Origin of the sequence: Streptomyces sp. NPDC093598 (assembly GCF_044764825.1) — a bacterium.
GTDB lineage: Bacteria > Actinomycetota > Actinomycetes > Streptomycetales > Streptomycetaceae > Streptomyces.
The window spans coordinates 275005-298202 of sequence record NZ_JBIWIV010000008.1 but is presented as its reverse complement, the minus strand read 5'-3'; the positions used below and the strand labels follow the sequence as shown (position 1 = coordinate 298202).

The 23198-nt window shown below is 72.5% G+C and carries 18 protein-coding genes; 9 read left to right on the top strand and 9 right to left on the bottom strand.

The features are described from left to right. Nucleotides 1–90: 90 nt before the first annotated feature. A complete protein-coding gene (locus ACIRDU_RS24520) occupies nucleotides 91–993 on the bottom strand; it encodes an alpha/beta fold hydrolase (RefSeq protein WP_403582620.1) in 903 nt (300 codons plus the stop codon). Between the two features lie 98 nt (nucleotides 994–1091). Then, nucleotides 1092–3659 carry a DEAD/DEAH box helicase gene (locus ACIRDU_RS24515; RefSeq protein WP_403582617.1) on the bottom strand — a complete coding sequence of 856 codons (2568 nt, stop codon included), beginning with the start codon at nucleotides 3657–3659 and terminating at the stop codon, nucleotides 1092–1094. A gap of 475 nt (nucleotides 3660–4134) precedes the next feature. Here ACIRDU_RS24515 and ACIRDU_RS24510 point away from each other — a divergent pair, with 475 nt between their 5' ends. Continuing rightward, nucleotides 4135–4884 (top strand): ferritin-like fold-containing protein, encoded by a 750-nt coding sequence (locus ACIRDU_RS24510; protein WP_403582615.1) that lies wholly within the window; start codon nucleotides 4135–4137, stop codon nucleotides 4882–4884. A gap of 54 nt (nucleotides 4885–4938) precedes the next feature. On the opposite strand, the gene ACIRDU_RS24505 is transcribed toward ACIRDU_RS24510, so the two are convergent. The 4 genes from ACIRDU_RS24505 to ACIRDU_RS24490 all read right to left on the bottom strand — a co-directional run bounded on the left by ACIRDU_RS24505 (nucleotide 4939) and on the right by ACIRDU_RS24490 (nucleotide 6951). Beyond that, nucleotides 4939–5208, bottom strand: a complete 270-nt coding sequence (locus ACIRDU_RS24505; RefSeq protein ID WP_403582613.1) for a hypothetical protein — start codon at nucleotides 5206–5208, stop codon at nucleotides 4939–4941. A 300-nt stretch (nucleotides 5209–5508) separates the two neighbouring features. Then, a complete protein-coding gene (locus ACIRDU_RS24500) occupies nucleotides 5509–5736 on the bottom strand; it encodes a DUF3107 domain-containing protein (protein WP_030854792.1) in 228 nt (75 codons plus the stop codon). Between the two features lie 135 nt (nucleotides 5737–5871). Beyond that, entirely contained in the window at nucleotides 5872–6519 is a 648-nt protein-coding gene (locus ACIRDU_RS24495) for a TetR/AcrR family transcriptional regulator (protein ID WP_031132394.1), read from the bottom strand. 207 nt (nucleotides 6520–6726) lie between these two features. Further along, nucleotides 6727–6951: a hypothetical protein gene (locus ACIRDU_RS24490; protein WP_403582609.1), complete on the bottom strand. Its 225-nt coding sequence runs from the start codon at nucleotides 6949–6951 to the stop codon at nucleotides 6727–6729. Between the two features lie 255 nt (nucleotides 6952–7206). Between ACIRDU_RS24490 and ACIRDU_RS24485 the strand changes: the two genes are divergently transcribed. From ACIRDU_RS24485 to moeZ, 7 genes are all read left to right on the top strand, one after another. Beyond that, the gene (locus ACIRDU_RS24485) at nucleotides 7207–8253 is read left to right on the top strand and encodes an alpha/beta fold hydrolase (protein WP_403582607.1); all 1047 of its coding nucleotides are present in this window, start codon (nucleotides 7207–7209) and stop codon (nucleotides 8251–8253) included. Nucleotides 8254–8261: 8 nt separating this feature from the next. After that, complete coding sequence (locus ACIRDU_RS24480) at nucleotides 8262–10004, top strand: DUF3152 domain-containing protein (protein WP_403582604.1); 1743 nt, start codon at nucleotides 8262–8264, stop codon at nucleotides 10002–10004. A 332-nt stretch (nucleotides 10005–10336) separates the two neighbouring features. Continuing rightward, nucleotides 10337–12046 carry a DUF3492 domain-containing protein gene (locus ACIRDU_RS24475; protein ID WP_403582601.1) on the top strand — a complete coding sequence of 570 codons (1710 nt, stop codon included), beginning with the start codon at nucleotides 10337–10339 and terminating at the stop codon, nucleotides 12044–12046. After that, the gene (locus ACIRDU_RS24470; RefSeq protein WP_403582598.1) at nucleotides 12043–13407 is read left to right on the top strand and encodes a hypothetical protein; all 1365 of its coding nucleotides are present in this window, start codon (nucleotides 12043–12045) and stop codon (nucleotides 13405–13407) included. The genes ACIRDU_RS24475 and ACIRDU_RS24470 overlap by 4 nt, the downstream gene beginning before the upstream one ends. Before the next feature lie 120 nt (nucleotides 13408–13527). Then, complete coding sequence (locus ACIRDU_RS24465) at nucleotides 13528–14487, top strand: NAD(P)-dependent oxidoreductase (RefSeq protein WP_010047687.1); 960 nt, start codon at nucleotides 13528–13530, stop codon at nucleotides 14485–14487. Next, entirely contained in the window at nucleotides 14475–15224 is a 750-nt protein-coding gene (locus ACIRDU_RS24460; RefSeq protein ID WP_403582595.1) for a spherulation-specific family 4 protein, read from the top strand. Before ACIRDU_RS24465 ends, ACIRDU_RS24460 begins: the two co-directional genes overlap by 13 nt. A 63-nt stretch (nucleotides 15225–15287) precedes the next feature. Then, complete coding sequence (gene moeZ, locus ACIRDU_RS24455; RefSeq protein WP_311679551.1) at nucleotides 15288–16466, top strand: adenylyltransferase/sulfurtransferase MoeZ; 1179 nt, start codon at nucleotides 15288–15290, stop codon at nucleotides 16464–16466. Between the two features lie 71 nt (nucleotides 16467–16537). Here the strand turns inward: moeZ and ACIRDU_RS24450 are convergent, their stop codons facing one another. From ACIRDU_RS24450 to ACIRDU_RS24440, 3 genes are all read right to left on the bottom strand, one after another. Continuing rightward, a complete protein-coding gene (locus ACIRDU_RS24450; RefSeq protein ID WP_403582593.1) occupies nucleotides 16538–18007 on the bottom strand; it encodes an alpha/beta hydrolase in 1470 nt (489 codons plus the stop codon). A gap of 136 nt (nucleotides 18008–18143) precedes the next feature. Further along, nucleotides 18144–19691 carry an alpha/beta hydrolase gene (locus ACIRDU_RS24445; protein WP_403582590.1) on the bottom strand — a complete coding sequence of 516 codons (1548 nt, stop codon included), beginning with the start codon at nucleotides 19689–19691 and terminating at the stop codon, nucleotides 18144–18146. Nucleotides 19692–19880: 189 nt separating this feature from the next. After that, nucleotides 19881–22613, bottom strand: a complete 2733-nt coding sequence (locus ACIRDU_RS24440) for a lysylphosphatidylglycerol synthase domain-containing protein (RefSeq protein ID WP_403582588.1) — start codon at nucleotides 22611–22613, stop codon at nucleotides 19881–19883. Nucleotides 22614–22799: 186 nt separating this feature from the next. On the opposite strand from ACIRDU_RS24440, the gene ACIRDU_RS24435 reads away from it, so the two are divergent. Beyond that, nucleotides 22800–23189, top strand: coding sequence for an MGMT family protein (locus ACIRDU_RS24435; protein ID WP_260461299.1), 390 nt, complete (start codon nucleotides 22800–22802; stop codon nucleotides 23187–23189). Nucleotides 23190–23198: the final 9 nt, after the last annotated feature.

The following is a 23198-nucleotide window of genomic DNA, read 5'->3' as shown; positions in this document are numbered from 1 at the left end:
CCCGCGTACTGGTTGTACTTGGGTGTTCGCCCGGTGCGGCGAGAGTGCGTGCCGGGCGTCGCGGGGCAGGCGGGACTTTGCGGACACCCCCTAGGAAGTCCGGGGGTCGGCGGGCTCACCAGGCCGGTCTTTGATGCCGTCCCAGAAGTCCGCGAGGGCGTGGGCCGTCGGCAGAGGCCGGTCGGCGTTGGGGGAGTGCTCCGCCCCCGTGATGACCGTGCGGCGTGCGTCCAGTCGCAGGGCCATGTCGTCGAGGATCGCGATCGGCCAGGTGTCGTCGTGCGCGCCCGACAGGACGTGGAACGGCAGCGGGAGCGCCGCGAGTTCGGCGACGCGGTCCGGCTCGGTGCACAACTGACGTCCGGTCGCGAGCAGTTGGGCAGGACTGTGGCCGAGCCAGCGGCGGCGCAACTGGTCCTGGTCACCGAGGCCGCGTGCGGGGCCGCCGACTTCCTCCGGCGCTCCCATGGCCTGGATGGCCTCCCACACCTCCTCCATCGACAGGACGGCGAGCGCGTCCCGCAGCAGCTTCACACGCTGCTGCTGGGAGACGGAGATCTCCGCCGGGCCGGACGAGACCAGCGTGAACGAGCGGAAGGGTGAGTGGTCGAGCAGCACGGCCGCACGGGCGATCTGCCCGCCGAGCGAGTGCCCGACGAGGTGCACGGGCCCGCCCAGCGCCTCCGCCTGGGCGAGCACGTCGCGTGCCAGTTCCCGCTGGGCGTAGGCGGATTCGTCGTCCAGCGGTCCTTCCGACTCGTGCTGCCCGCGCCCGTCCACGGCGACGACCCGGTATCCCCGCTGTGCGAGCGGCTCGTGCAGCAGCCTGAAGTCCTCCTTGCTCCCGGTGAACCCGGGCAGCATCAGGACGGCTCCCCTGCCCTCCACGCCCGCCGCCGGCGACGAGTCGACGACGGCGAACTCGCCGCGTGAGGTGCCCAGGCGGTAGGCGCGGGCGCCCGGGGGCGGGAGGAAGGCGGGGTGGCTGGTCACGGGGTGAGGGTAGCGGGCGGGTACCGGCCCTGCGCCCCCGGTGAACGCCGACGGCCCGGCCCCCGTGCGAGGGGGCCGGGCCGTCCGAGAGGGGTGGGTCAGCCCTCCGTGGGCTCCGCGGCGACCGTGGCCTTGCGGGTGCGGCGGGCCCGGGGCTTCGCTTCCGCCGTGTCCTCGGAAGCAGCAGCCGTGGCGGCCGTGGTCGCCTTGCGCGTCCGGCGCGGCTTGGCGGCCTCCGGCTCCTGATCCGCCTGGGCGGGGATCTCGGTGGGCTCGGCGGCCTTGCGGGTGCGGCGGCGCGGCTTGGCCTCCGTGCCCTCGGCCGTGTCGACGGCGGCCTCGGCCGCCGCGGCGGTCTTCCGCGTCCGGCGCGGCTTGGCCTCGGTCGCCTCGGCCGTGTCGACGCTCGCCTCCGCCTTGGCGGTGCTCGCCTTGCGAGTACGCCGCGGCTTGGCCTCGACGGCCTCCGGCTCCTGAGCCGACTGGGCCGGGATCTCGGCGACGGCAGGCGCGGCCTCGGCGGCCTTGCGGGTCCGGCGGCGCGGCTTGGCCTCCGTGCCCTCGGCCGTGTCGACGGCTTCCTCCGCCGCGACCGCGGCCTTACGGGTGCGGCGCGGCTTGGCCGCCGCGGCCTCCGGCGCCTCGGCCGTGGCCGTGGTCTCGGCGGCCTTGCGGGTGCGGCGGCGCGGCGTGGCCTCGGTGGCTTCCGCCGTGTCGACGGCGGACTCGGCCGCTGTCGTTGCCTTGCGCGTACGCCGGGGCTTCGCTTCGGCCGTCTCGGCGGTGTTCTCCGCCGCCGCGGCCGTGTCGACGCCTGCCTCGGTCTTCGCTGCCGTCCTGCGGGTCCGGCGCTGCTTCGTCTCCGACGGCTCCGGCGCGGACTCGGTGGTCCCCTCGGCCGTGTCGACCGCCGACTCGGCCGCGGAGGCCGCCGTGGCCTTACGGGTGCGGCGGCGCGGCTTGGCGGTGGCAGCCTCGGGCAGCGCGGCAACTGCGGCGTCCGTGACTTCGGCGACGACCGCCGTCTCCGGGGCCGACAGCGTCACCGCGGCCTCGGCCTCGACCGCCGACGACTCCGACCGGCGCGTGCGGCGCCGACGCGACTTCGCGGTCGCCTCAGGCGCCTCCGCGGTCGTGCCCTCCGCCGTCGCGACGGCGTTCTCCGCCTGCTCGGACGCGGGGGCCTCGGCCGCCGCGACCGGAGCCGGCTCGGACTGGGCACCGCCGCGGGTACGGCGACGGCGACGCGGCGTGCGAGGAGCCGTGGCGGCATCCGCCTCGGCGGCGCCGCCGGTGGCCGTGGTCTCCGGCGCGGTGCTGCCGACGGACTCGGGCGCCCCGTCCAGCGCGGCCCCGCCGCGCGTACGGCGACGACGACGCGGCGTACGCGGCGACCGCTCGCGGTCGGCCGAGCGGGACTCGTCCCGGTCGCCGCGGCCGGGACGGCCGCCGCGCCCGCGCGGCCCACGGCCGCCCGGCTCGCCCAGGTCTTCCAGCTCCTCCGCCTCCAGCCCGGCGCGCGTACGCTCCGAGCGCGGCAGGACGCCCTTGGTGCCCTCGGGGATGCCGAGGTCCGTGTACAGGTGCGGGGAGGTGGAGTACGTCTCCGGCGGGTCGCTGAAGCCCAGGTCCAGCGCCTTGTTGATCAGCTGCCAGCGCGGGATGTCGTCCCAGTCGACGAGCGTGATCGCCGTACCCTTCGCACCCGCGCGGCCGGTCCGGCCGATGCGGTGCAGGTACGTCTTCTCCTCTTCCGGCGACTGGTAGTTGATGACGTGCGTGACGCCCTCGACGTCGATGCCGCGGGCGGCGACGTCGGTGCAGACGAGCACGTCCACCTTGCCGTTGCGGAAGGCGCGCAGCGCCTGCTCGCGGGCGCCCTGGCCGAGGTCGCCGTGGACCGCGCCGGAGGCGAAGCCGCGCTGCTTGAGCTGGTCGGCCAGGTCGGCCGCGGTGCGCTTGGTGCGGCAGAAGACCATGACCAGCCCCCGGCCCTCGGCCTGGAGGATGCGCGCGACCATCTCGGGCTTGTCCATGTTGTGCGCGCGGTAGATGAACTGCTTCGTGTTCGCGACCGTCGCGCCCGCGTCGTCCGGGGAGGTGGCGCTGATGTGCGTGGGCTGCGACATGTAGCGGCGGGCCAGGCCGATGACCGCGCCCGGCATGGTGGCCGAGAACAGCATCGTCTGACGCCGCACCGGAAGCATGTTGATGATCTTCTCGACGTCGGGCAGGAAGCCCAGGTCGAGCATCTCGTCGGCCTCGTCGAGGACCAGGCACTTGACGTGCTTCAGGTTCAGCTTCTTCTGCCCGGCGAGGTCGAGCAGCCGGCCCGGGGTGCCGACGACCACGTCGATGCCCTTCTTCAGGGCCTCGACCTGGGGCTCGTAGGCCCGGCCGCCGTAGATGGCGAGGACGCGCACGTTGCGCGCCTTGCCCGCGGTCAGCAGGTCGTTGGTGACCTGCGTGCACAGCTCGCGCGTGGGCACGACGATGAGTGCCTGCGGGGCGTCGGTGAGGTCCTCGGGCTGGGCGCGTCCGGCCTCCACGTCCGCGGGGACGGTGACGCGCTCGAGGAGCGGGAGGCCGAAGCCCAGCGTCTTACCGGTGCCGGTCTTGGCCTGGCCGATGACGTCCTTGCCCGAGAGGGCGACGGGGAGCGTCATCTCCTGGATGGGGAAGGGGGTGATGATGCCGACGGCCTCAAGGGCTTCGGCGGTCTCGGGGAGGATTCCGAGCTCTCGGAACGTAGTCAGGGTGCTGCCTCTTCTGTGTGGGCGGCGCGAGGCGAGCGCGGGGTCGAGTCAGACCGTGCCGGGGACGTCGGCTGCCTACGGGCGGGCCGAAAAGCACGGGACCGCGCCGACGCTCTAGCGCTCGTGCCGCTGAGGGTGTCCCCCTCCGGGACTCGTACGCACTGGGGCGGACGGCCGGGGAGGGCTGTCGGGTCGGAGCCGATCGGGCCACCGACCGGGCATCCTCATACGTGCGGCCTGTCGAGGCACGTCGACGTACCAGCAGGCGCATTACCACCATACCCCGGAATCCCGCACATGCGATGGCCGATTTGGTCACGTAGTCGTCGTCACAGTGATTGACCAGGGCCTTACGCCTCCCGGCGGGCGGGCTATTGTGCGCTTCATGACGAGCTCTGACAAGCCTGGGAACGCCTCGGACACCGCCGCCGCCGCACCCACCTCGGTCGCCGCCCGGGACTGGGCGACGGCCTCCGCCGACCCGCAGTACCGCGCCGCGGTCGTGGACCTGCTCGGCGCGCTCGCGTACGGGGAGCTGGCGGCTTTCGAGCGGCTCGCGGAGGACGCCAAGCTGGCGCCCACGCTGGCGGACAAGGCGGAGCTGGCGAAAATGGCGTCGGCGGAGTTCCACCACTTCGAGAGGCTGCGCGACCGGCTCGCCGAGATCGGGGAGGAACCGACGCGTGCGATGGAGCCGTTCGTCGCCGCGTACGACGGGTTCCACAAGCAGACGGCCCCCTCGGACTGGCTGGAGGGACTGGTCAAGGCCTACGTCGGCGACTCCATCGCCAGCGACTTCTACAGGGAGGTCGCCGCCCGGCTGGACTCCGACTCCCGCGACCTGGTGCTGGCCGTGCTCGACGACACGGGGCACGGCGGCTTCGCCGTGGAGAAGGTGCGGGCCGCGATCGAGGCCGACCCGCGCGTGGGCGGGCGGCTCGCGCTGTGGGCGCGGCGGCTGATGGGCGAGGCCCTGTCGCAGTCCCAGCGGGTGGTCGCCGACCGGGACGCGCTGTCGACCATGCTGGTGGGCGGCGTCGCGGACGGCTTCGACCTCGCCGAGGTCGGCAAGATGTTCTCCCGGATCACCGAGGCCCACACCAAGCGGATGGCCGCACTGGGGCTGGCCGCCTAGAGTCCCGCCGTCCGGGTGGTCCGCGTCGTCAGCGCCGCCACCATCGGCGACCCCTCAGGCGGTCGCCGACCGGCGGCGCAGTCTTCCCGCGGGACGCAGCAGCAGCGACAGCGAGGCCACCGAGACGATCGCCGCGCCGAGCAGGACGATGAGCACGTGCCCGGCGTCCAGCGCGCTGTGCATGACGAAGGCCCCGAAGAGAGCACCCGCGACACCGGTCGACAGGACCATGTGGCGGGCCGGGAGACGGTGCGGCAGGCGGTGTACGGCCGCCCATGCCAGCGCCAGGCCGAGGATCGCGGAGCTCAGCGCTTCCAGGAGCATGTCAGGGTCCCTCCCACATGGCCGGCCTGCCCAAATCGGTCGTAGCCCGTCTTACCCCTGACCTGCGGAATCCAATCCACCCCTGTGGACGACTTGTGCTCCATCCGTGGAGGAACCGGTGCGCCGCAAGAGGAGTGAGAGGGCTACGCGGAAGGGGTGTCCGAGGGAGGGCGACGCAAACCGGGCGGGCAGGCAGCAACGCAAACGGGGCGGGCAGGCAGCAACGCAAACCGGGCGGGTAGCGGCAACGCAAACGGGGCGGGTCGACCGAAGCCGTCCCGCCCCGCTCCGCGCATGCGCCTACAGCGCGCCGAAGCCCACCTTGCGCGGGGCCGGCTCACCGATCTCGACGTAGGCGAGACGGTCGGCCGGGACGAGCAGCTTGCGGCCGTGCTCGTCCACGAGGCTCAGCAGCTGCGACTTCCCGGCCAGCGCCTCGGCGACCACGCGCTCGACCTCCTCGGCAGTCTGACCGCTCTCCAGAACGATCTCGCGGGGCGCGTGCTGCACGCCGATCTTGACCTCCACGGCTATGTCCCTCCGACGGTCAGTGATGTGCGCGACCTTCCGCGCCGTACGCAGCACACATTAGCCCGGTGAGGGGACGTACATGCTCCGCCCGAGAACGCCACGAGCGAACATCGGGCGGGAACAAAGTGCCCGTCAGTGGTGCGGCTGGTCCATGCCGTGCAGCGGGAAGCCCGCGATCCCCCGCCACGCCAGCGAGGTGAGCAGCTGCACCGCCTGGTCGCGCGGCACGCTGCGGTCGCTGTGCAGCCAGGACCGCGCCACCACCTGGGCGAGCCCGCCCAGGCCCGAGGCCAGCAGCATCGACTCCGCGCGCGACAGGCCGGTGTCCTCGGCGATGACGTCGCAGATCGCCTCCGCGCACTCGTTGGTGACCTTGTCGACGCGCTCGCGCACGGCGGGCTCGTTCGTCAGGTCCGACTCGAAGACCAGGCGGAAGGCGCCGCCGTCGTCCTCTACGTAGGCGAAGTAGGCGTCCATCGTCGCCCGGACACGCTGCTTGTTGTCGGTCGTCGACGCAAGCGCGTTCCGTACGGACTGGATGAGCGACTCGCAGTGCTGGTCCAGCAGCGCGAGATAGAGGTCGAGCTTGCCCGGGAAGTGCTGGTAGAGCACCGGCTTGCTGACGCCGGCGCGCTCCGCGATGTCGTCCATCGCGGCCGCGTGATAGCCCTGGGCCACGAAGACCTCCTGGGCGGCGCCCAGAAGCTGGTTGCGTCGGGCACGGCGCGGCAGGCGTGTGCCCCGCGGGCGAACCGCCTCTGTCTGCTCTATGGCTGTCACGCCGCCTCCCATAGTCGTCCACGTGCGGATCTGGCCGCGTCGCCATCGTACTTTTCGGTAACCGTGGTGTGCGCGGTGAGAGCGCAGAATTTCACGGACTGGACGGTTACGAAAGCGGTTACGAAGGTTTCAAACAGGGTCAGAGCGGGCAAAATCCTGCCCCTCCCCTGTGCAGTGGAGCTGCTCGTCGCCCGTCGGCGGCGAGCGTCACCGGTAGTCGTCCTCGTCGAGCGCGACGATCCGGGCCTGCTCCACCAGGTCGGCCTCGTTGGCGCGGTCCGGGTCGACGGCGGTCAGCGGGTCATCGCGGTTCGGCGCGATGTCCGCCTGCTGCTCGGCCGCGTCTACCTCGGGGGCCTCGACGTCGAACTCCTGCGCCTCCTGCGCGTCCTCGACCTCGAACGTCTCGGGGTCGGTGGGGTCTACGGCCATGCTGGGCTCCCTTCCTACGAACGTCCCTGGGGATGCAGGGGCCACACGCGGGTGCCCTCTGTACGAGCCTAGGAGACACCCGATCCGGACGCTATGCGATGCGCGTCCGGGGCGTGACGTAGTGCTCATCCCCCTGACTGCTACCCATGTGCGCTCGGGTGCCTCCTCTTTCGCCTCCTCAACGGGCCGATTCCTGTGACGGCGAACACAGGCGAACACATGAGTCACTGCGTGATCGTCTCGTAACATTGCCGCATGTCTTCGACCGAGCTGCCGTTCGTGCCGCCCGCCAATGTGCTGCCGAAGGTGGGGACCGTCCGGGTCGCGGAGGGTGAGCGGCTGCGATCGGTCGAACTGCCCGGGGTCACGCTGACGGTCCGGTCGAGGCCTCCCGCCCGCGAGGGGCTGCCTCCCGCGCTGTACGTGCACGGGCTCGGCGGTTCCTCGCAGAACTGGTCGGCGCTGATGGCACTGCTCGACGACTCCGTCGACAGCGAGGCCCTCGACCTGCCGGGCTTCGGAGACTCCCCGCCACCGGACGACGGCGACTACTCCGTCACGGGGCACGCGCGCGCGGTCATCCGTCACCTCGACGCCTCCGGACGCGGTCCCGTGCACCTGTTCGGGAACTCGCTCGGCGGCGCAGTCGCCACACGTGTCGCCGCGGTTCGGCCCGATCTGGTCCGTACGCTCACGCTTGTGTCGCCCGCTCTGCCGGAAATCCGAGTGCAGCGCGCCGCCGTGCCCACGGGGCTGCTGGCGGTGCCCGGTGTCGCCCTGCTCTTCACCCGGCTCACCCGGCAGTGGACGGCGGAGCAGCGGGTCCGCGGCGTGATGGCGCTCTGTTACGGGGATCCCGGGCGGGTGACGCCGGAAGGATTCAGCAACGCCGTGCAGGAGATGGAGCGGCGGTTGCGGCTGCCGTACTTCTGGGACGCGATGGCGCGCTCCGCGCGCGGGATCGTCAACGCGTACACGCTGGGCGGCCAGCAGGGGCTGTGGCGCCAGGCCGAACGGGTTCTCGCGCCCACCCTCCTCGTCTACGGTGGCCGTGACCAGCTCGTCGGCTTCCGCATGGCACAGAAAGCGGCCCGGGCCTTCCGTGACTCGCGGCTGATGACGTTGCCCGACGCCGGGCATGTGGCGATGATGGAGTACCCGGAGACGGTGGCCATGGCGTTCCGTGAACTCCTGGCAGACGCGGGGGAGTCGGGCACGCAGCGGGCGAGGAGGGCCGGCCGGGCGGATGCCGGGGGCGACGCAGTCGACAGAGAAGGCACCGACGAGAGCATGGGGGGCTGAGGCGCGACGTGGGACGCCACAGCCGCCGCGGGCCGGTCGTCAAGGGCGACAGCGCGGACACAACAGCACTACGAGACGGCCGGGCCGGTTCCGCGCAGGGTCAGAGACCGGGCCAGGGCCAGACGCCGGACCCGGACCGGGGCGGCCGTACGGCACCAACGCCCGGCCCCGCGGAGGGTGGCTGGCCACCACCTGGCCCGCGCAGGGTGCCAGGGCCCCGGCCCGCCCCGGCGGACGCAACGCCACCGCACGGCATGCCACGCCTGCCGGACGGATGGCTGCCGGACGGCACACCCGCGCGAGGCGTTCCGCGGCTGCCGGACGGGACTCCGGCGCACGGGATGCCACGGTCGCCCGACGGCACGCCTTCGCGTGGGGTACCCCGCTTTTCCGAGGGCACTCCGGCGCGGGGTGTGCCGCGGTTGCCGGACGGTACGCCTGCGCACGGGGTTCCGCGGCTGGCCGACGGTACTCCAGCGCATGGGGTTCCGCGGCTGTCCGACGTGACTCCGGCGCGGGGTGTGCCGCGGTTGTCCGACGGGACTCCCGCACAGGGTGTTCCCCGGTTGGCGGACGGCACTCCCGCGCGTGGGGTGCCTCGGGTTTCCGGTGGCGCGTCCGCGCACGGCTTCCCGCAAGCCCGGGGCGGGCATCCCGAGCAGCATGAAGCCGGGGGCGGCTGGGGTGAGTTGACGGGGAGTGGCGGGGCACCCGCCGGTGTCGGTGTTCCCATACCGCGGCAGCGCCGGGCCTCCGTGCCCGGGCCGCGGCAGGACTATCTCGATGCCTTCGTCGAAGAGGAGGACGACGTCTTCGCGCCCCGTACGCCCGCCTCCGCGCACGCCGCGGACGCCTACGCCTCCGTCACGGACTGGAACGTCGGCACCCCGGCCGACTCCGGGTCCGGCGACGACGACGCGGGGCCCACCGGCCCGCCCGCGCAGGGCAGGGGCGGCAAGGGCCGTACCTTCACCGGCATCGCGGCCGCGGCCGTCACCACCGTGCTGGCCGTCATCGTCGCCGGCCAGGTCGCCGACGACCAGGGCCGCGGTGCCGAGGTGCAGTCGCAGCCGGCCACCGACCGGGCCCGCGACGTCCGCGACGCCGCGTCCCGCGCGGACGGACGGCCCGCCCCCGAGGCCACGCCGCTGACCTACGACGAGAAGATGGGCAGGACGTACCCGCTCGGCGCCGAGCTCAAGGGTTCGGGGAAGTTCGACGCCGTTCCCGGTATCGCCCAGGCGCCGGGTGCCGGGCAGAAGTTCACCTACCGCGTGGACGTGGAGCAGGGACTCGGGCTGGACGGCGCCCTGTTCTCCGAGGCCGTGCAGAAGACGCTCAACGACCGGCGCAGCTGGGCCCACAACGGCGCGCGCACCTTCGAGCGCATCTACTCCGGCCGGCCCGACTTCGTGATCACTCTCGCCAGCCCCGGCACGACCGCCGACTGGTGCGCCAAGTCGGGTCTGGACACCACCGAGGACAACGTCTCCTGCGACTCGGCAGCGACCGAGCGCGTGATGATCAACGCCTACCGGTGGGCCCAGGGCTCGGAGACCTACGGCGACGGCAAGATCCACGCCTACCGGCAGATGCTGATCAACCACGAGGTCGGCCACCGCCTCGGCTACGGTCACGTCACCTGCGACAAGGACGGCGACCTCGCGCCGGTCATGCAGCAGCAGACCAAGTTCCTCGACCACGACGGCATCCGCTGCCGCGCCAACCCCTGGCCGTATCCCGGGAGTTGACAGCCTCCACGGGCGGCGTGGCGCGGCGCCCGCGTTGACATGCCCAGAACGGCCTGCCCCGGCATCGGACACAGGGCCCGTCGGGGAGGTGTACGAGTCACCCGCGACGCAGGGCGCGGCGACGAGAGTCGGCCGCGACATGACGATCCGTGTCCGCTTGATCTCCTAGCGCGACAGAACGCGACCTGCACGGGAAAGTTACGACCGTTCACCCCTTTTGGTGGTGCGATGGACAACCGTCCGTCGCACCACCGCCTTGTCCGCATACGTTCGTCCCGCTGCGAGCCGCCGGGCAACGGCGGCTCCCCATACGGGAGATCGGGGGTGCACTCGTGCGCATCGGACTGCTTACGGAGGGTGGGTATCCGTATGTGAGCGGTGACGCCAGGCTCTGGTGCGACCGGCTGGTACGCGGACTCGCCCAGCACGAGTTCGACGTCTACGCGCTCAGCCGCAGCCAGCACCAGGAGGACGAGGGCTGGATCCCGCTGCCGCCGAACGTCCGCCGGGTGCGCACCGGGCCACTGTGGATGGCCGAGGACGACGAGGTGGTGCTCGGGCGCCGTGCGCGCCGGCGGTTCACCGAGTACTTCGGGGAACTGGCCGCCGTGCTGTGCGGGGCGTCCGGGGGTGCCGCGGGGAGGCTCTCCGGGGGTGCGCCGACCTCTGAGGCGGACCGTTTCGCCAACGCTCTGTACGGGCTCGCCGAACTCGCCCGCGAGGAGGGCGGGCTGGTGGGAGCCCTCCGTTCGGAGGCCGCCGTACGCACCCTGGAACGCGCCTGTCGTGCGCCCGGCGCCCATCGCGCCGCGCGTGAGGCACGCGTACCGGATCTGCTCGCCGTCGCCGCGCACCTGGAACGCGCCCTGCGCCCCCTGTCCCTCGACTGGTACGAGGACGACGGGCTCGGTGCCGTCGACCTCTGCCACGCCGCTTCCGGCGGCACGGCCGCCCTGTCCGGGCTGCTGGCCCGGCACTTCACGGGCGTGCCCCTGATGGTGACCGAGTACGGCGTGCGCCTGCGGACGCACTACCTCACCGCCCCGGACGCCCCACCCGCCGTACGGTCCCTGCCGGCGGCCTTCCAGGGCCGGCTCGCGGCCGAGGCCTACGCGCGGGCCGAAGTCGTCACCGCCGGCAACACGCACGCCCGCCGCTGGCAGGAGCGCTGCGGTGCCGACCGCGAGAAGCTCCGCACGGTCTACCCCGGCATGGACGCCCGGCCCTTCGCCGAGGTGGGCGAGTCCCCGGACGGCGCGGACCCCGACACGCTCGTCTGGGTCGGCCGCGTCGAGCCCGCCAGGGACCTGGTCTCGCTGCTGCACGCCTTCGCCGAGATCCGCAAGCAGGAGCCGAGGACGCGCCTGCGCATCGTCGGCGCCCCCGCAGGCCCCGAGGGTGCGGCCTACCTCGGCCACTGCAGGACACTGGCCGCCCAGCTCTTCCCCGACGAGGCCGACGGCCCGCACGCCGCCGGCGACAACCCGGTGTCCTTCGAGGAGGTCGGCGGCCCCGAACTCCCGGCCACCGCCGACGCCTACGCCTCGGGCGCCGTGACCGTCCTCTCCAGCGTCGTCGAGGGCTTCCCCCTCAGCCTCGTCGAGGCCATGCTCTGCGGGCGCGCGACCGTGTCGACGGACGTCGGCGCGGTCGTGGAGGTCATCGGCGGCACGGGACTCGTCGTACCGCCGCGCAATCCGCGGGCGCTCGCCGAGGCGTGCGTGGCGCTGCTGCGTGACCCCGAGCGCCGTGCGCGGCTGGGCGCCGCCGCTCGCGCCCGGGCCCTCGAACTGTTCACGGTCGAGCAGAACATCGAGGCATTTCACGGCATTTACCTGGAGATCGTCGCGCGGGCGCCCGTCCGCCGTGTCCTCCTCGACGGCGCGGGAGAGCCGCTGCCGTTCGCGGTTCCCGCCGAGGCCCACGTGCCCGTCCGCTGGACCGCCGCGTCGCCCCGCCTCGCCCGCGGCGGCCCCGGCTGGGCGGCAGGCCGCCCCGTCCGCGCCACCACTCCCGTCCCCTCCCCGGAGGCAGCGCGATGAACGACCTGGGCGAACTGGACCGTCCGGGAACCCCGACCGGCCCCGCGGCGCGGGACGCCCGCTCGGAGAAGGAACCGGATCCGGCGACCACGGGCTCGGCCCGTCCCGGGACCGATGTGGCGCGGGAGAAGGCCGCTGAAGGTACGCAGCCCTCGGAACAAGGGCCGGCCACCGGCCACGAGGCACCCGTGCAGCACGGCGACCGTCCCGCGCCGAACGCGTCGGCCGCCGGCCGCAGGGCGTCCACCCCGCGCCGGGGGGCGGCCGATCCCGTGAAAGCGCTGATGCACCGTCACCGGGAACTCTGCGAACGCGCGGTGGACCCCCTCGAGATCGCCGCGGGCCTGGAGGCGCACGGCATCACCGACCGGACCGCCGCCCGCTTCCGCCACCGGGACGTCTTCTCCCTCGCGGAGGAGATGTACGCGCGCGTCTCCCGTGACGGAGACTCGCCCCTGCCCGTGCCGCCCGCCGCGCCCCGGGTGCGCGCCGACTGGGCTCTCCTGACGCTCCTGCCCGGGGCGCTGTGCGCCGCCGCCGTGACCGCCGTGCACCTCACCCACGGGCAGTCGCGCCTGTTCGCGGCCGCGGCCGGCGCCCTCGCCGTGACCCTGGCCCTCCGCGCGGCCCTGCGCCGCGGGCCCCTGAGCAGGACGGATGCGGGCCGACCCGGACCACGACCCGGTGCGGCCCCCGGCCGGACCACCCTGTGGACCGTGTGCCTCGTCACCTACTCCCTTCTGGGCAACGGCCTGCTCGACAACGCCCTGGCCGGAGGCCCCGACGCCCTGCCCACCGGCACGGCCGACGGCCCCTGGCCCCTCACCGCCGCCCCGGTCCTGGCCCTCGCCCTGGCCTGCGCGCCCGCTGCCTGGACCGCCCACCTCTTCGCCGCTCGGGCCCGCCGCAAACTCGCGGCCAGCCGCGGCCTGGAGGACTTCGCCGCCGCCGTACGCCCCCTCCTGCTCGGCACGGTCGCCCTGTTCCTGGGTGCCCTGGCGGCCCTGCTCACCCTGTGCACGGCAGTCCTCGACGAGCCCGTTGCCTACGCGGAGGCCCTCACCCTGGGCGCCCTCCTCTTCCTGGCCCGCCTCCTCACCACACACGGCTTCACCTATGCCCCCGCCGTGGTCCTCACCGCGACGGCCACGGCCGAGGCGTCCGCCCTCGCCACGGTCTTCGCCTCCCGCCTTCCCGGCTGCGGCTTCCTGGCCACCCCCGCCGAAACACTCGTCACCACCTGGGGCGCCGCCGGCGTCCCCACCCTCGCCTGCGGAGCGGCGGCCCTGGCCCTCCTGGTCCACACGACCCGCAAGCTGACCCGGGCCTCGGCCCACGCACCGCCGGAAGCCGCACGGTGACCGCCGCGGGCACCGGCCCCACCGCCGCAGACCACACCCTTCCCACCCCTTCCTTCCCGCCTCGAGGAGAACCCTCATGACCACCCACCCAGGAACCCCGGCGACACGGGGAGCCGCGCGATGAGAGTCCTGCTGATCGGAGCCAACGGCTACATCGGGCGCTTCGTCGCCGACCGTCTGCTCGCCGACCCGGCCGTGCAGCTCACCGCCCTCGGCCGGGGCGACGACGCCGACGTCCGCTTCGACCTCGCCTCCGGCAGCCCCGGTGCCCTCACCCGCTTCCTCGACGCGGTCCACCCGGGTGTCGTCGTCAACTGCGCCGGCGCCACCCGCGGCGGGGCCCGCGAGCTGACCCGCCACAACACCGTCGCCGTGGCCACCGTCTGCGAGGCCCTGCGCCGCAGCGGCTGCGGTGCCCGGCTGGTGCAGATCGGATGCAGCGCCGAATACGGTCCGAGCCAGCCCGGCTCCTCCACGGCCGAGGACGCCGTACCCCGGCCCGGCGGCCCGTACGGCGTCAGCAAGCTCGCCGCCACCGAACTGGTCCTCGGCTCCGGCCTGGACGCCGTCGTCCTGCGCGTCTTCTCGCCGGCCGGACCCGGCACCCCCGCCGGCTCCCCCCTGGGCCGTCTCGCCGAGGCCATGCGCCGCGCCATGCAGTCCGGCGACGGCGAGCTGAAACTCGGCGGCCTCGGCGCGCAGCGCGACTTCGTCGACGTCCGCGACGTGGCCCGTGCCGTCCACGCCGCCTCGCTCTCCGCCGCCCAGGGCGTCATCAACATCGGCTCCGGCCGCGCCGTGCGCCTGCGCGACGCCGCCGCGGTCCTCGCCCGCGTCGCCGGATACGGCGGTGCCCTCCACGAACTTGACGGCCCGCCCGGCGCCCTGCGCACGGCCATCGGCCACCCGCGTCCCGACCCGGACCACGCGCCGCCCGTCGCATACCCGTACCCGGACGGCTGCGGCAGCTGGCAGCAGGCCGACGTGCGCACCGCGCGCGACCGGCTCGGCTGGCGCCCGCGCATCGGCCTGGAGGAGTCCCTCGCCGACATCTGGATGGAGGCGGCATGCCGCATCTGACCAGCACCCGGCGGCGCACCTCGGGCACGGAACTGCGCCCCGGCGTCGGCGTCCCCGGCTACGCGCACCCCCTCCTCGCCCCCACCGAGTGGGGCGAGCTGACCCGCCCCGGCACCCCACTGCACTGGGTGGTCCTCAACGTGGCCGACGGCCCCGGAGCCCGCCCCGACCCGCACTGCCTGGAGGCGGCCGGCCGTCTGCGCAACGCGGGCATCCGCGTCCTCGGCCATCTCGACACCCGGTACGGCACCCGGAACTTCGGCGAGCTGATCTCGGACGCCCACCGGTTCGTCGACTGGTACCAGGTCGACGGCTTCCTGCTGGAGCGCTGCCCGGCGGACCACGCCGGGCTGCCGGAGGTCCGCCGCACGGTCGCCACGCTCCGCGTGATCCGTGACACCGCCCACATCGTCCTCGGCCACGGCATCCACCCGCACCCCGGCTACGTCGAACTCGCCGACCAGCTGGTCACCTTCTCCGGGCCCTGGAGCGACTACCGCTGGTCGCAGGTGGCCGAGTGGACCGACGACCATTCGCCCGGGCGCTTCTGCCATTTCGTCCACGGCGTGCCCCGCCCCCACCTGGCCGAGGCACTGCGCATCGCCCGCCGGCAGGGAGCCGCGACCGTCTGGATCACCGACCACACCGACAGTGGCGGCCACACCGACCCCTGGGAGTCCATGCCCGGCTACTGGGACGAATTCGTCTCGCGTGTCGGAACAGGTGTCTCGGAATGAAAAAGGGCATGGCACTGTTACGGGGAGAACAACCGTAGTGATTGACCGACCAACGGAGTCCCCGTGTCGCTGCCACCCCTGGTCGAGCCGGCTGCCGAGCTCACCGTAGACGAGGTCCGCAGGTACTCCCGCCACCTGATCATCCCCGACGTGGGGATGGACGGGCAGAAGCGGCTGAAGAACGCCAAGGTGCTGTGTGTGGGCGCCGGCGGCCTGGGCTCGCCGGCGCTGATGTACCTGGCCGCCGCGGGCGTCGGCACCCTCGGCATCGTGGAGTTCGACGAGGTCGACGAGTCGAACCTGCAGCGCCAGATCATCCACAGCCAGGCCGACATCGGCCGCTCCAAGGCGGAGTCCGCCCGGGACAGCGTCAAGGGCATCAACCCGTACGTGAACGTGATCCTTCACGAGGAGCGGCTCGAGGCCGACAACGTGATGGACATCTTCAGCCAGTACGACCTGATCGTCGACGGCACGGACAACTTCGCGACCCGCTACCTGGTCAACGATGCCTGCGTGCTGCTGAACAAGCCGTACGTGTGGGGCTCGATCTACCGCTTCGACGGCCAGGCGTCCGTCTTCTGGTCCGAGCACGGCCCCTGCTACCGCTGCCTGTACCCGGAGCCCCCGCCCCCCGGCATGGTCCCTTCCTGCGCCGAGGGCGGCGTCCTGGGCGTGCTGTGCGCGTCCATCGGCTCCATCCAGGTCAACGAGGCCATCAAGCTCCTCGCCGGCATCGGCGAGCCGCTGGTCGGCCGACTGATGATCTACGACGCCCTGGAGATGCAGTACCGCCAGGTCAAGGTCCGCAAGGACCCGAACTGCGCGGTCTGCGGCGAGAACCCGACCGTCACCGAACTCATCGACTACGAGGCCTTCTGCGGCGTCGTCTCCGAGGAGGCCCAGGCGGCGGCCGCCGACTCCACGATCACTCCCAAGCAGCTCAAGGAGTGGATCGACGACGGCGAGAGCATCGACATCATCGACGTCCGCGAGCCGAACGAGTACGAGATCGTCTCCATCCCGGGCGCCCGGCTGATCCCGAAGAACGAGTTCCTCATGGGCACCGCCCTGGAGAGCCTCCCGCAGGACAAGAAGATCGTCCTGCACTGCAAGACGGGTGTCCGCAGTGCGGAAGTCCTCGCGGTGCTGAAGTCCGCGGGCTTCTCGGACGCGGTCCACGTCGGTGGTGGCGTGATCGGCTGGGTCAACCAGATCGAGCCGTCCAAGCCGGTCTACTGAGCCGTATCCGGCCTCCCTTTCCGAGCGGCGGGGGCTTCGGGCACCACGGGTGCCCGAAGCCCCCGCCGTCGTCATGAGCAGACCTTGCCGTCCTTCGGCACCGATCCGTTCAGCAGATACGCGTTCACCGTGGAGTCGACGCAGTCGCTCCCACTGCCGTAGGCGCCATGCCCCTCGCCCCGCCAGGTGAGCATCACTCCGACGCCCTTGCCCAGTTCGTCGGCCATCCTCCGCGCACCCTCGTAAGGGGTGGCCGGGTCGCCCGTGTTGCCGACGACCAGGACCGGTGCCGCGCCCGGGGCGCTCACTTCCGGCGTGTCGTGCTGCCCCGCCACCGGCCAGTCGTGGCACCAGCCGGCCGTGTCCCAGCCGAGGAGCGTCCCGAAGACCGGGGAGATCCTCTCGAACCGAGGCAGCAGCTTCTTCGTCCGGGCCGGGGTCGGCCGCTGCCTGTCGTCCAGGCACGATATGACCCGCTGGGAGTGGGTCGTCGTGCCGTAGCGCCCCGACGGGGCGCGTTCGTTGTAGCGGTCGGCGAGGGCCAGCAGCTCCGAGCCGTCGCCCTTCTCGGCCGCGTCGAGGGCGCCCGTCAGCGTCGGCCAGCTGTCCTTGTTGTACAGCGGCAGGAGAATGCCGGTGACCGCGAGCGTCTGCGTCAGCTTCCGCCCGGGCGCGGCCGTCGGCAGAGGCCGGGCGTCGATCCGCCGCAGCAGATCAGCGATCTTGCGTGTGCCCTCCTCCGGATCCTGGCCCGTGGACTCGAGGTAGCCGTTCAGCGCGCGCTGAAAGCCCAGGGCCTGGTTCTCGGCGTGCCCCACGGTGTCCGCGGCGGGGTCGACGACCGCGTCCAGCGTCATGCGTCCCACGTGCTTCGGGAACAGGTGGGCATAGGTGCCGCCCAGTTCCGTGCCGTAGGAGATGCCGAAGTAGTTCATCCTCTTGTCGCCGAGGACCTCCCGGATGCGGTCCATGTCGCGGGCCGAGTCGGCGGTCGAGACGTGCGCCAGCAGCTTCCCGGCGTCCTTTCGGCAGCCCTTGCCGAAGTCGGCGGCGTCCTGGAAGTACGCCTTCTCCTCGGCCGGGGTGTCCGGCGTGACGTCCACCGACTCGGCGGCCTGGATCTCCTTGTCGCCGCGGCAGCGCACCCCCTCGCTGGCGCCCACGCCGCGCGGGTCCCAGCTGACCAGGTCGTACCGCTCGCGGAGTGAGGAGACGGTCGGGGCGTACGACGGCATCATGGACACGCCGGAGGCGCCGGGCCCGCCGAAGTTGAACAGGAGCGAGCCGGCACGGTCGTCACCGCGGGCCTTGGCGCGGATCAGCGCCAGCCCGATCGTCTCGCCGTCCGGCTTCGACCAGTCCAGCGGCACCTTCAGCGTCGCGCACTGCCATTCGCTGCTCGGCGCGGCGGCATCGGAGGTGGCCTCGCAGCGGCCCCAGGAGAGTCCACCGCTCTTGTCGTCGGACGAATCGCCGCTGCACCCCGCGGCCAGCAGCGCCGAGGCGACCGCCAGAGCGGTCCACCGTAGGAAACGCGACATGGGCTCATCCCCCCTCGCAAGCCGTCCGCTCCGTGCCGCGGATGGCGGTCAGGCCATGGTAGGCAGATCCCGCGTTCGCCGATTCGGCCTGTGGATAACCTTCTGACCTGCGCGTTCGCCGGGATGACTGCTGGTGTCAGGAGCAGACGGTCCCCGTCGGCGGCACCTTCCCGTCCAGCAGATATCCGTTCACCGCGCCCAGCACGCACTTGTTCTCGCTTTCGTACGCGCCGTGCCCCTGGCCCCGATACGTCAACTCGACACCGACGCCCTTGCCCAGCGCGTTCACCATCGCCCGCGCGCCCTCGTACGGGGTGGCGGGGTCGCCGGTGTTGCCGACGACGAGGATCGGCGCCGACCCTGGAGCGCTCACGTCCGGGTGGTCGGCGGCGCCCGCCACGGGCCAGTCGGTGCAGCCGATCATGCCCCAGGCCATGGCGTCGCCGAACAGCGGGGACGCGGCCTGGAACTCGGGCAGTTTCCGTTCCACGTAGGCCGTGTCGTAGCGCGGCTTGGCGTCGGCGCAGCTGATGGCGGTCAGGGCGGCGACCGAGTTGTCGTACTCCCCGTTCTCATTGCGCCCGTTCATCGAGTCGGACAGCAGCATCAGGATCGTGCCGTCACCGTCGTACGCCTGCTCCAGGCCCTCGGTGAGGTACTCCCAGAAGTCCTGCGAATACAGGGCCTGCAGGATGCCGCTGGTCGCCGCGGTCTGGGTCAGCTGGCGTGGGAAGACCCCCGGGAGCGGATTGCGGTCGAGGTCGTTCAGCAGCTTGGCGATACGGTCCTTCACGTCCTGGGCGGTGTCGCCGATCGGGCACTCCTCGGTCTTCGACACGCAGTCCTCGGCGAAGTTGCCGAGCGCGAGCTGGAAGCCCTTGGCCTGCCCGAGCGAGCCCTGTTCGGGGTTCTTCGTGGGATCGACGACGGCGTCGAACACAGCACGGCCGACCCGCTCGGGGAACAGGTGGGCATAGACGCCGCCGAGTTCGGTGCCGTAGGAGAAGCCGAAGTAGTGCAGCTTGTCGTCGCCGAGGACCTGGCGCATCAGGTCCAGGTCGCGGGCCGCGTCGGTGGTGCGCACATGCGGAAGGATCTTTTCCGAGTTCCGCTCGCAGGCGTCGTTGAACTCCGTGGTGTCTTCCACGAGCCGGGTGCGTTCGGCGGCGTCGTCGGGTGTGGCGTCCTGCTGGAAGTAGGCGTCGAGCTGCTGGTCGTTCTCGCAGATCACGGGGTCGCTGCGGCCGACCCCGCGCGGGTCGAAGCTGACCAGGTCGTAGCGGGTGCGCAGGGTCTCGTAGCCCTCGGCGAAGGCGGGCAGCGAGGTGACGCCCGAGCCGCCAGGGCCGCCGAAGTTGAAGATGAGCGAGCCGATGCGTTCGCGGTCGTCGCCGGTGGTCCTGACCCGGATCAGCTCGAGGCCGATCGTGTCGCCCTTCGGGTCGCCCCAGTCGAGGGGTGCCTTCATGGTGGCGCACTGCCACTCACCGTCGTCCGGCAGCGGAGAGGGCGCGGCGCCTCCGCCCTGGGCCGCGTCCGGAGTCGGGCAGGCCTTCCAGCTCAGTTCCTGCCGGGTGAGGTCCTCGTCCTTGGCGCCGTCGTCGCCGCAGCCCGCCAGCACGGTGGAGAGAAGTACCGCGGAGGCGGTCAGGGCGGCGGCGCGCAGCCGGAGGAGCGATGGCATGGTTCCATCCTGCGGCGGTACCGAGCCGGACGCGCGGGACGCGTGCCGTACGAGGTAGGAGGGTTCGGTGAGGCCAGAGGGCCTGTTTGCCGCGCTGACGGTGCGCAGCGGCTGCCTCAGGCGCGGTCGTGTCAGATGGCCTGTTTGCCGCGCTGACGGTGCGCAGCGGCCCCCTCCGGCCCGGTCGTGTCAGAGGGCCTGTTTGCGCGTGAGGTGGTTGAAGGCCAGCCACCCCGGCAGCACGGGCAGCCACAGCGTCAGGAGGCGGAACAGCAGGACCGCCGGTGCCGCGACCTCCTTGGGGAGCCCGACGGCGATCAGACCGACCGTCAGGGTCGCCTCGACCGCGCCCACACCGCCCGGCGTCGGTGCCGCGGACCCCAGGGCGTTGCCCGCGAGGAAGACCACGGCGACGCTGGCGATGCTGATCGAGGTGGAATCGTCGCCGAACGCGCGGATCGACGCGTCCAGGCACATCACGAAGCAGGCGGTCAGCAGCAGCATGCCGCCGATGCCGGTGACCAGCTTCTGCGGCCGCTGGAGCACGTCCAGCATGCGCGGCACGACACCCGCGAACAGCGACCGCACGCGGGTGACGATGAACTTGCGCAGGAACGGCACCGACGTCACCACGAGCACGAGCACCGCCACCGTCAGCAGACCGGCGATGACCGTCCGGGACGGCGACAGCGAGGGCGTCTTCTCGGTGCCGGTCAGATAGCCGAAGGACAGCAGCATCAGGATGTGGCAACCGAGCCCGAACAACTGCGACGCGCCGACACTCGCCACCGCGAGCCCCGGCCGCACCCCCGCGCGCTGCAGGAAGCGCGTGTTCAGCGCGACTCCGCCCACCGCCGCCGGGGCGACGATCTTCACGAACGACCCGGCGACCTGCGCCGCCACGGTCCGCACGAACGGCACCCGCTCGGGCACGAAGCCCAGCAGCGCCATGGCCGCCGCGACGTAGCTGCACATCGAGAACAGCACGGCCGCGGCGACCCAGCCCCACTCGGCGTTCGCGATGAGCGGCCCGAACTCGATGTGCGTGAGCTGCGTCAGCAGGAAGTACGCGCCGATCGCCCCAGCGATGAAACTGATCAGTGTGCGCGGCCGCACCCGCTCCAGCCGGGCCGGCTCGACGGGCGCCTGCGGCCTGATCCGCAGCACCGCGTGCCGGATCTGGGTGAGCAGGTCCTCCTCGCGCGCCTCCTCCACAGCCTCGTCGATCGCCCGCTTCTCGGCGCGCTGTTCCGCCCGCACCGCCTTCTTGTCGGGCTTCTCCAGGACGACGGTCACGGATTCGTCCGCGTCCTCCTCCAGGCGGGCCTGCTTGGCCTGCCGGGACGCCTCCAGGACCGCGTCGCGCTCGCGCTGTGCCCGCTCCCGGGCCAGTCTGCGCAGCGTCGCGCGCGTGGAGCGGCTGAGCGCGATGGGCTGGAGCATCGGCAGGCAGTCCGCCACCGCGTCGGGACCGAGCACGCCGACCGCCGAGGTCACCGCCCGCTCGGCGCCCACCCTCAGGCCGAGGGTCACCAGCAGCTGGGAGGTGTCCATGCGCAGCAGCAGATCGCCGGCCGCGATCTCGCCGACGCGCAGGTCGGTGAGGATCACCGTGCCGGAACGATCCACCAGAATCGCGTCGCCCACCAGCCTGCGATGCGCGATCCGCCGCGACTGCAGGGCCTTCACCTGGTCCCACGTGTCGCGCATCAGGTCGTCGGTGATCTCCTCGTCCGACAGCGAGTCGAGGGTGCGTCCGCCACTGTGCTCGTAGACGAGCATCACCGCGTCGGGGCCGAGCTCGGAGGTGGCGATCAGCTTGGGGGCGTTGGCACCGGCCGCGATGGCCGCGTACGCCAGCAGTGCCTCCTGCTCCAGGGCCTGACGCAGCGACTGGAGGCTGCTGCGGGTGGCGAAGCCGCGCAGCGTGAGGTTGCGCCAGGCGCGGTAGAAGAAGCCCTGGGCCTGCTGCTCCCGGTCGACCACCGTCACGTCCAGGGGCGGGCCGTCCTCCAGCGTGACGAAGTAGCGCCGGCCCCGGTCCCCGGTGTCCGGGTTGTCCGAGGTGTCCTCGCGTGACGCGCTGACCGGGCGGAAGCCGACGGTCCGCAGACCGGCCATCAGGGTCTGCCCGGTGGGCCGGACGTTGGGCGAGCCGACCGCGTACAGCGTGCCGTAGGCCACCGTCCAGCCGATCAGCACGGTCAGGATGATCGAGAACGGGGTCGTGTACCCGGTGACGAGCATCGAGAAGGCGTCGAGGAGCAGTACGACCCACAGCACCGCGCGCCATCTCGGTCTGCGCGACATGCCGACGGCCGTCATGTACGCGATGACCGGGGCCAGATACCCGTGCACGGGATCGGTCAGCGCGTGGATGTCACCGGGGGAGGGCTGGGTGAGCGCCTCCTGGATCGAGTCGGGGGCGGCCCGGGCGACCCACAGGTCGGTGGCGAGGGTCACACCGTGCGCGAGGACCGCCGCGAGGACACCGTCGGCGATCCGGAGCCCGTCCCGTTTGATCAGCCGCTCGATGGCGAAGGCGACCGGTACCAGCAGGATGGCGATGCTGGAGGCGAGTCCCGCGATCTTGATGAGCAGGTCGGGGGCCTGCCCGGTGCCCTTGTTGATGTCCTGTTCGAGGCCCGACGTGGTGCCGTGCGCGAACGCGGCGATCCCGATCAGGATCGCTACGGCGAGGACGCCCACCAGCAGGCGCATCAGGTCGGACGGGCGGTGCACGCGCGCGGGGAGCAGCGGTTCGTCGCCCTCCACCTCGTCGATGTGCGCGAAGTCGGGCTCCTCGGCGGCCGTCCGGGGCTTCTTCGCAGGCGTCTTCGAGCCGTCGTCCGGAGTGCCCGCGCGCGACGCAGCGTCAGAGGTGCCCTCCGTGTCCTCGGGGTGCGCACCCTGCTGCTTCATCGTCTCTTCTTGGTCTCGTATCACCGATCACCGCCCGCACGATGGTGGCATGCCGCACCGGCACACGGGGCAATCAGGGTGCACATGCGGGGGCGGACAGTCTGCCCGACGCGCTCCTGCCGGGCGAGGGAAACGCTCGGGGGCACGCCCGGCCCGTTGTCGGTGGGGTGGGGCAGGATGGGGCGGATGAGTGAGCAGAGCCCTGAGGGGGGCCGGTACGAGGACGGGCCCGCGCAAGCGCTGCCCGAGTACGCCGAGCGGGTCCTCGACGTCGCCGAACTGATCCCGCCGGGCCGTGTCATGACCTACGGGGACGTCGCCGAGTGGCTGGAGCAGGGCGGTCCGCGCCAGGTCGGCCGTGTGATGGCGCTCTACGGGGGAGCCGCTCCGTGGTGGCGGGTCGTCCGGGCGGACGGCGTTCTGCTGCCCGGGCACGAGCAACGGGCGCTCGGCCACTACCGGGCGGAGGGCACGCCCCTGAAGGAGGCGAGCCGCGCCGCCGAAGGCCACCTGCCGCGCATCGACATGAGACGGGCGCGGTGGGACGGCGGCGATCGCGCGGAGGGTCACACCTGACAGCTTCCG

What these genes read in the sequence shown, in the direction of transcription:
- ACIRDU_RS24515 (WP_403582617.1), bottom strand. Translation starts at nt 3,659, where the DNA reads ATGACGCTCCCCGTCGCCCTCTCGGGCAAGGACGTCATCGGCCAGGCC.
- ACIRDU_RS24510 (WP_403582615.1), top strand. Translation starts at nt 4,135, where the DNA reads ATGACGAGCTCTGACAAGCCTGGGAACGCCTCGGACACCGCCGCCGCC.
- ACIRDU_RS24505 (WP_403582613.1), bottom strand. Translation starts at nt 5,208, where the DNA reads ATGCTCCTGGAAGCGCTGAGCTCCGCGATCCTCGGCCTGGCGCTGGCA.
- ACIRDU_RS24490 (WP_403582609.1), bottom strand. Translation starts at nt 6,951, where the DNA reads ATGGCCGTAGACCCCACCGACCCCGAGACGTTCGAGGTCGAGGACGCG.
- ACIRDU_RS24485 (WP_403582607.1), top strand. Translation starts at nt 7,207, where the DNA reads ATGTCTTCGACCGAGCTGCCGTTCGTGCCGCCCGCCAATGTGCTGCCG.
- ACIRDU_RS24470 (WP_403582598.1), top strand. Translation starts at nt 12,043, where the DNA reads ATGAACGACCTGGGCGAACTGGACCGTCCGGGAACCCCGACCGGCCCC.
- ACIRDU_RS24465 (WP_010047687.1), top strand. Translation starts at nt 13,528, where the DNA reads ATGAGAGTCCTGCTGATCGGAGCCAACGGCTACATCGGGCGCTTCGTC.
- ACIRDU_RS24460 (WP_403582595.1), top strand. Translation starts at nt 14,475, where the DNA reads ATGCCGCATCTGACCAGCACCCGGCGGCGCACCTCGGGCACGGAACTG.
- ACIRDU_RS24450 (WP_403582593.1), bottom strand. Translation starts at nt 18,007, where the DNA reads ATGTCGCGTTTCCTACGGTGGACCGCTCTGGCGGTCGCCTCGGCGCTG.
- ACIRDU_RS24445 (WP_403582590.1), bottom strand. Translation starts at nt 19,691, where the DNA reads ATGCCATCGCTCCTCCGGCTGCGCGCCGCCGCCCTGACCGCCTCCGCG.
- ACIRDU_RS24440 (WP_403582588.1), bottom strand. Translation starts at nt 22,613, where the DNA reads ATGAAGCAGCAGGGTGCGCACCCCGAGGACACGGAGGGCACCTCTGAC.
- ACIRDU_RS24435 (WP_260461299.1), top strand. Translation starts at nt 22,800, where the DNA reads ATGAGTGAGCAGAGCCCTGAGGGGGGCCGGTACGAGGACGGGCCCGCG.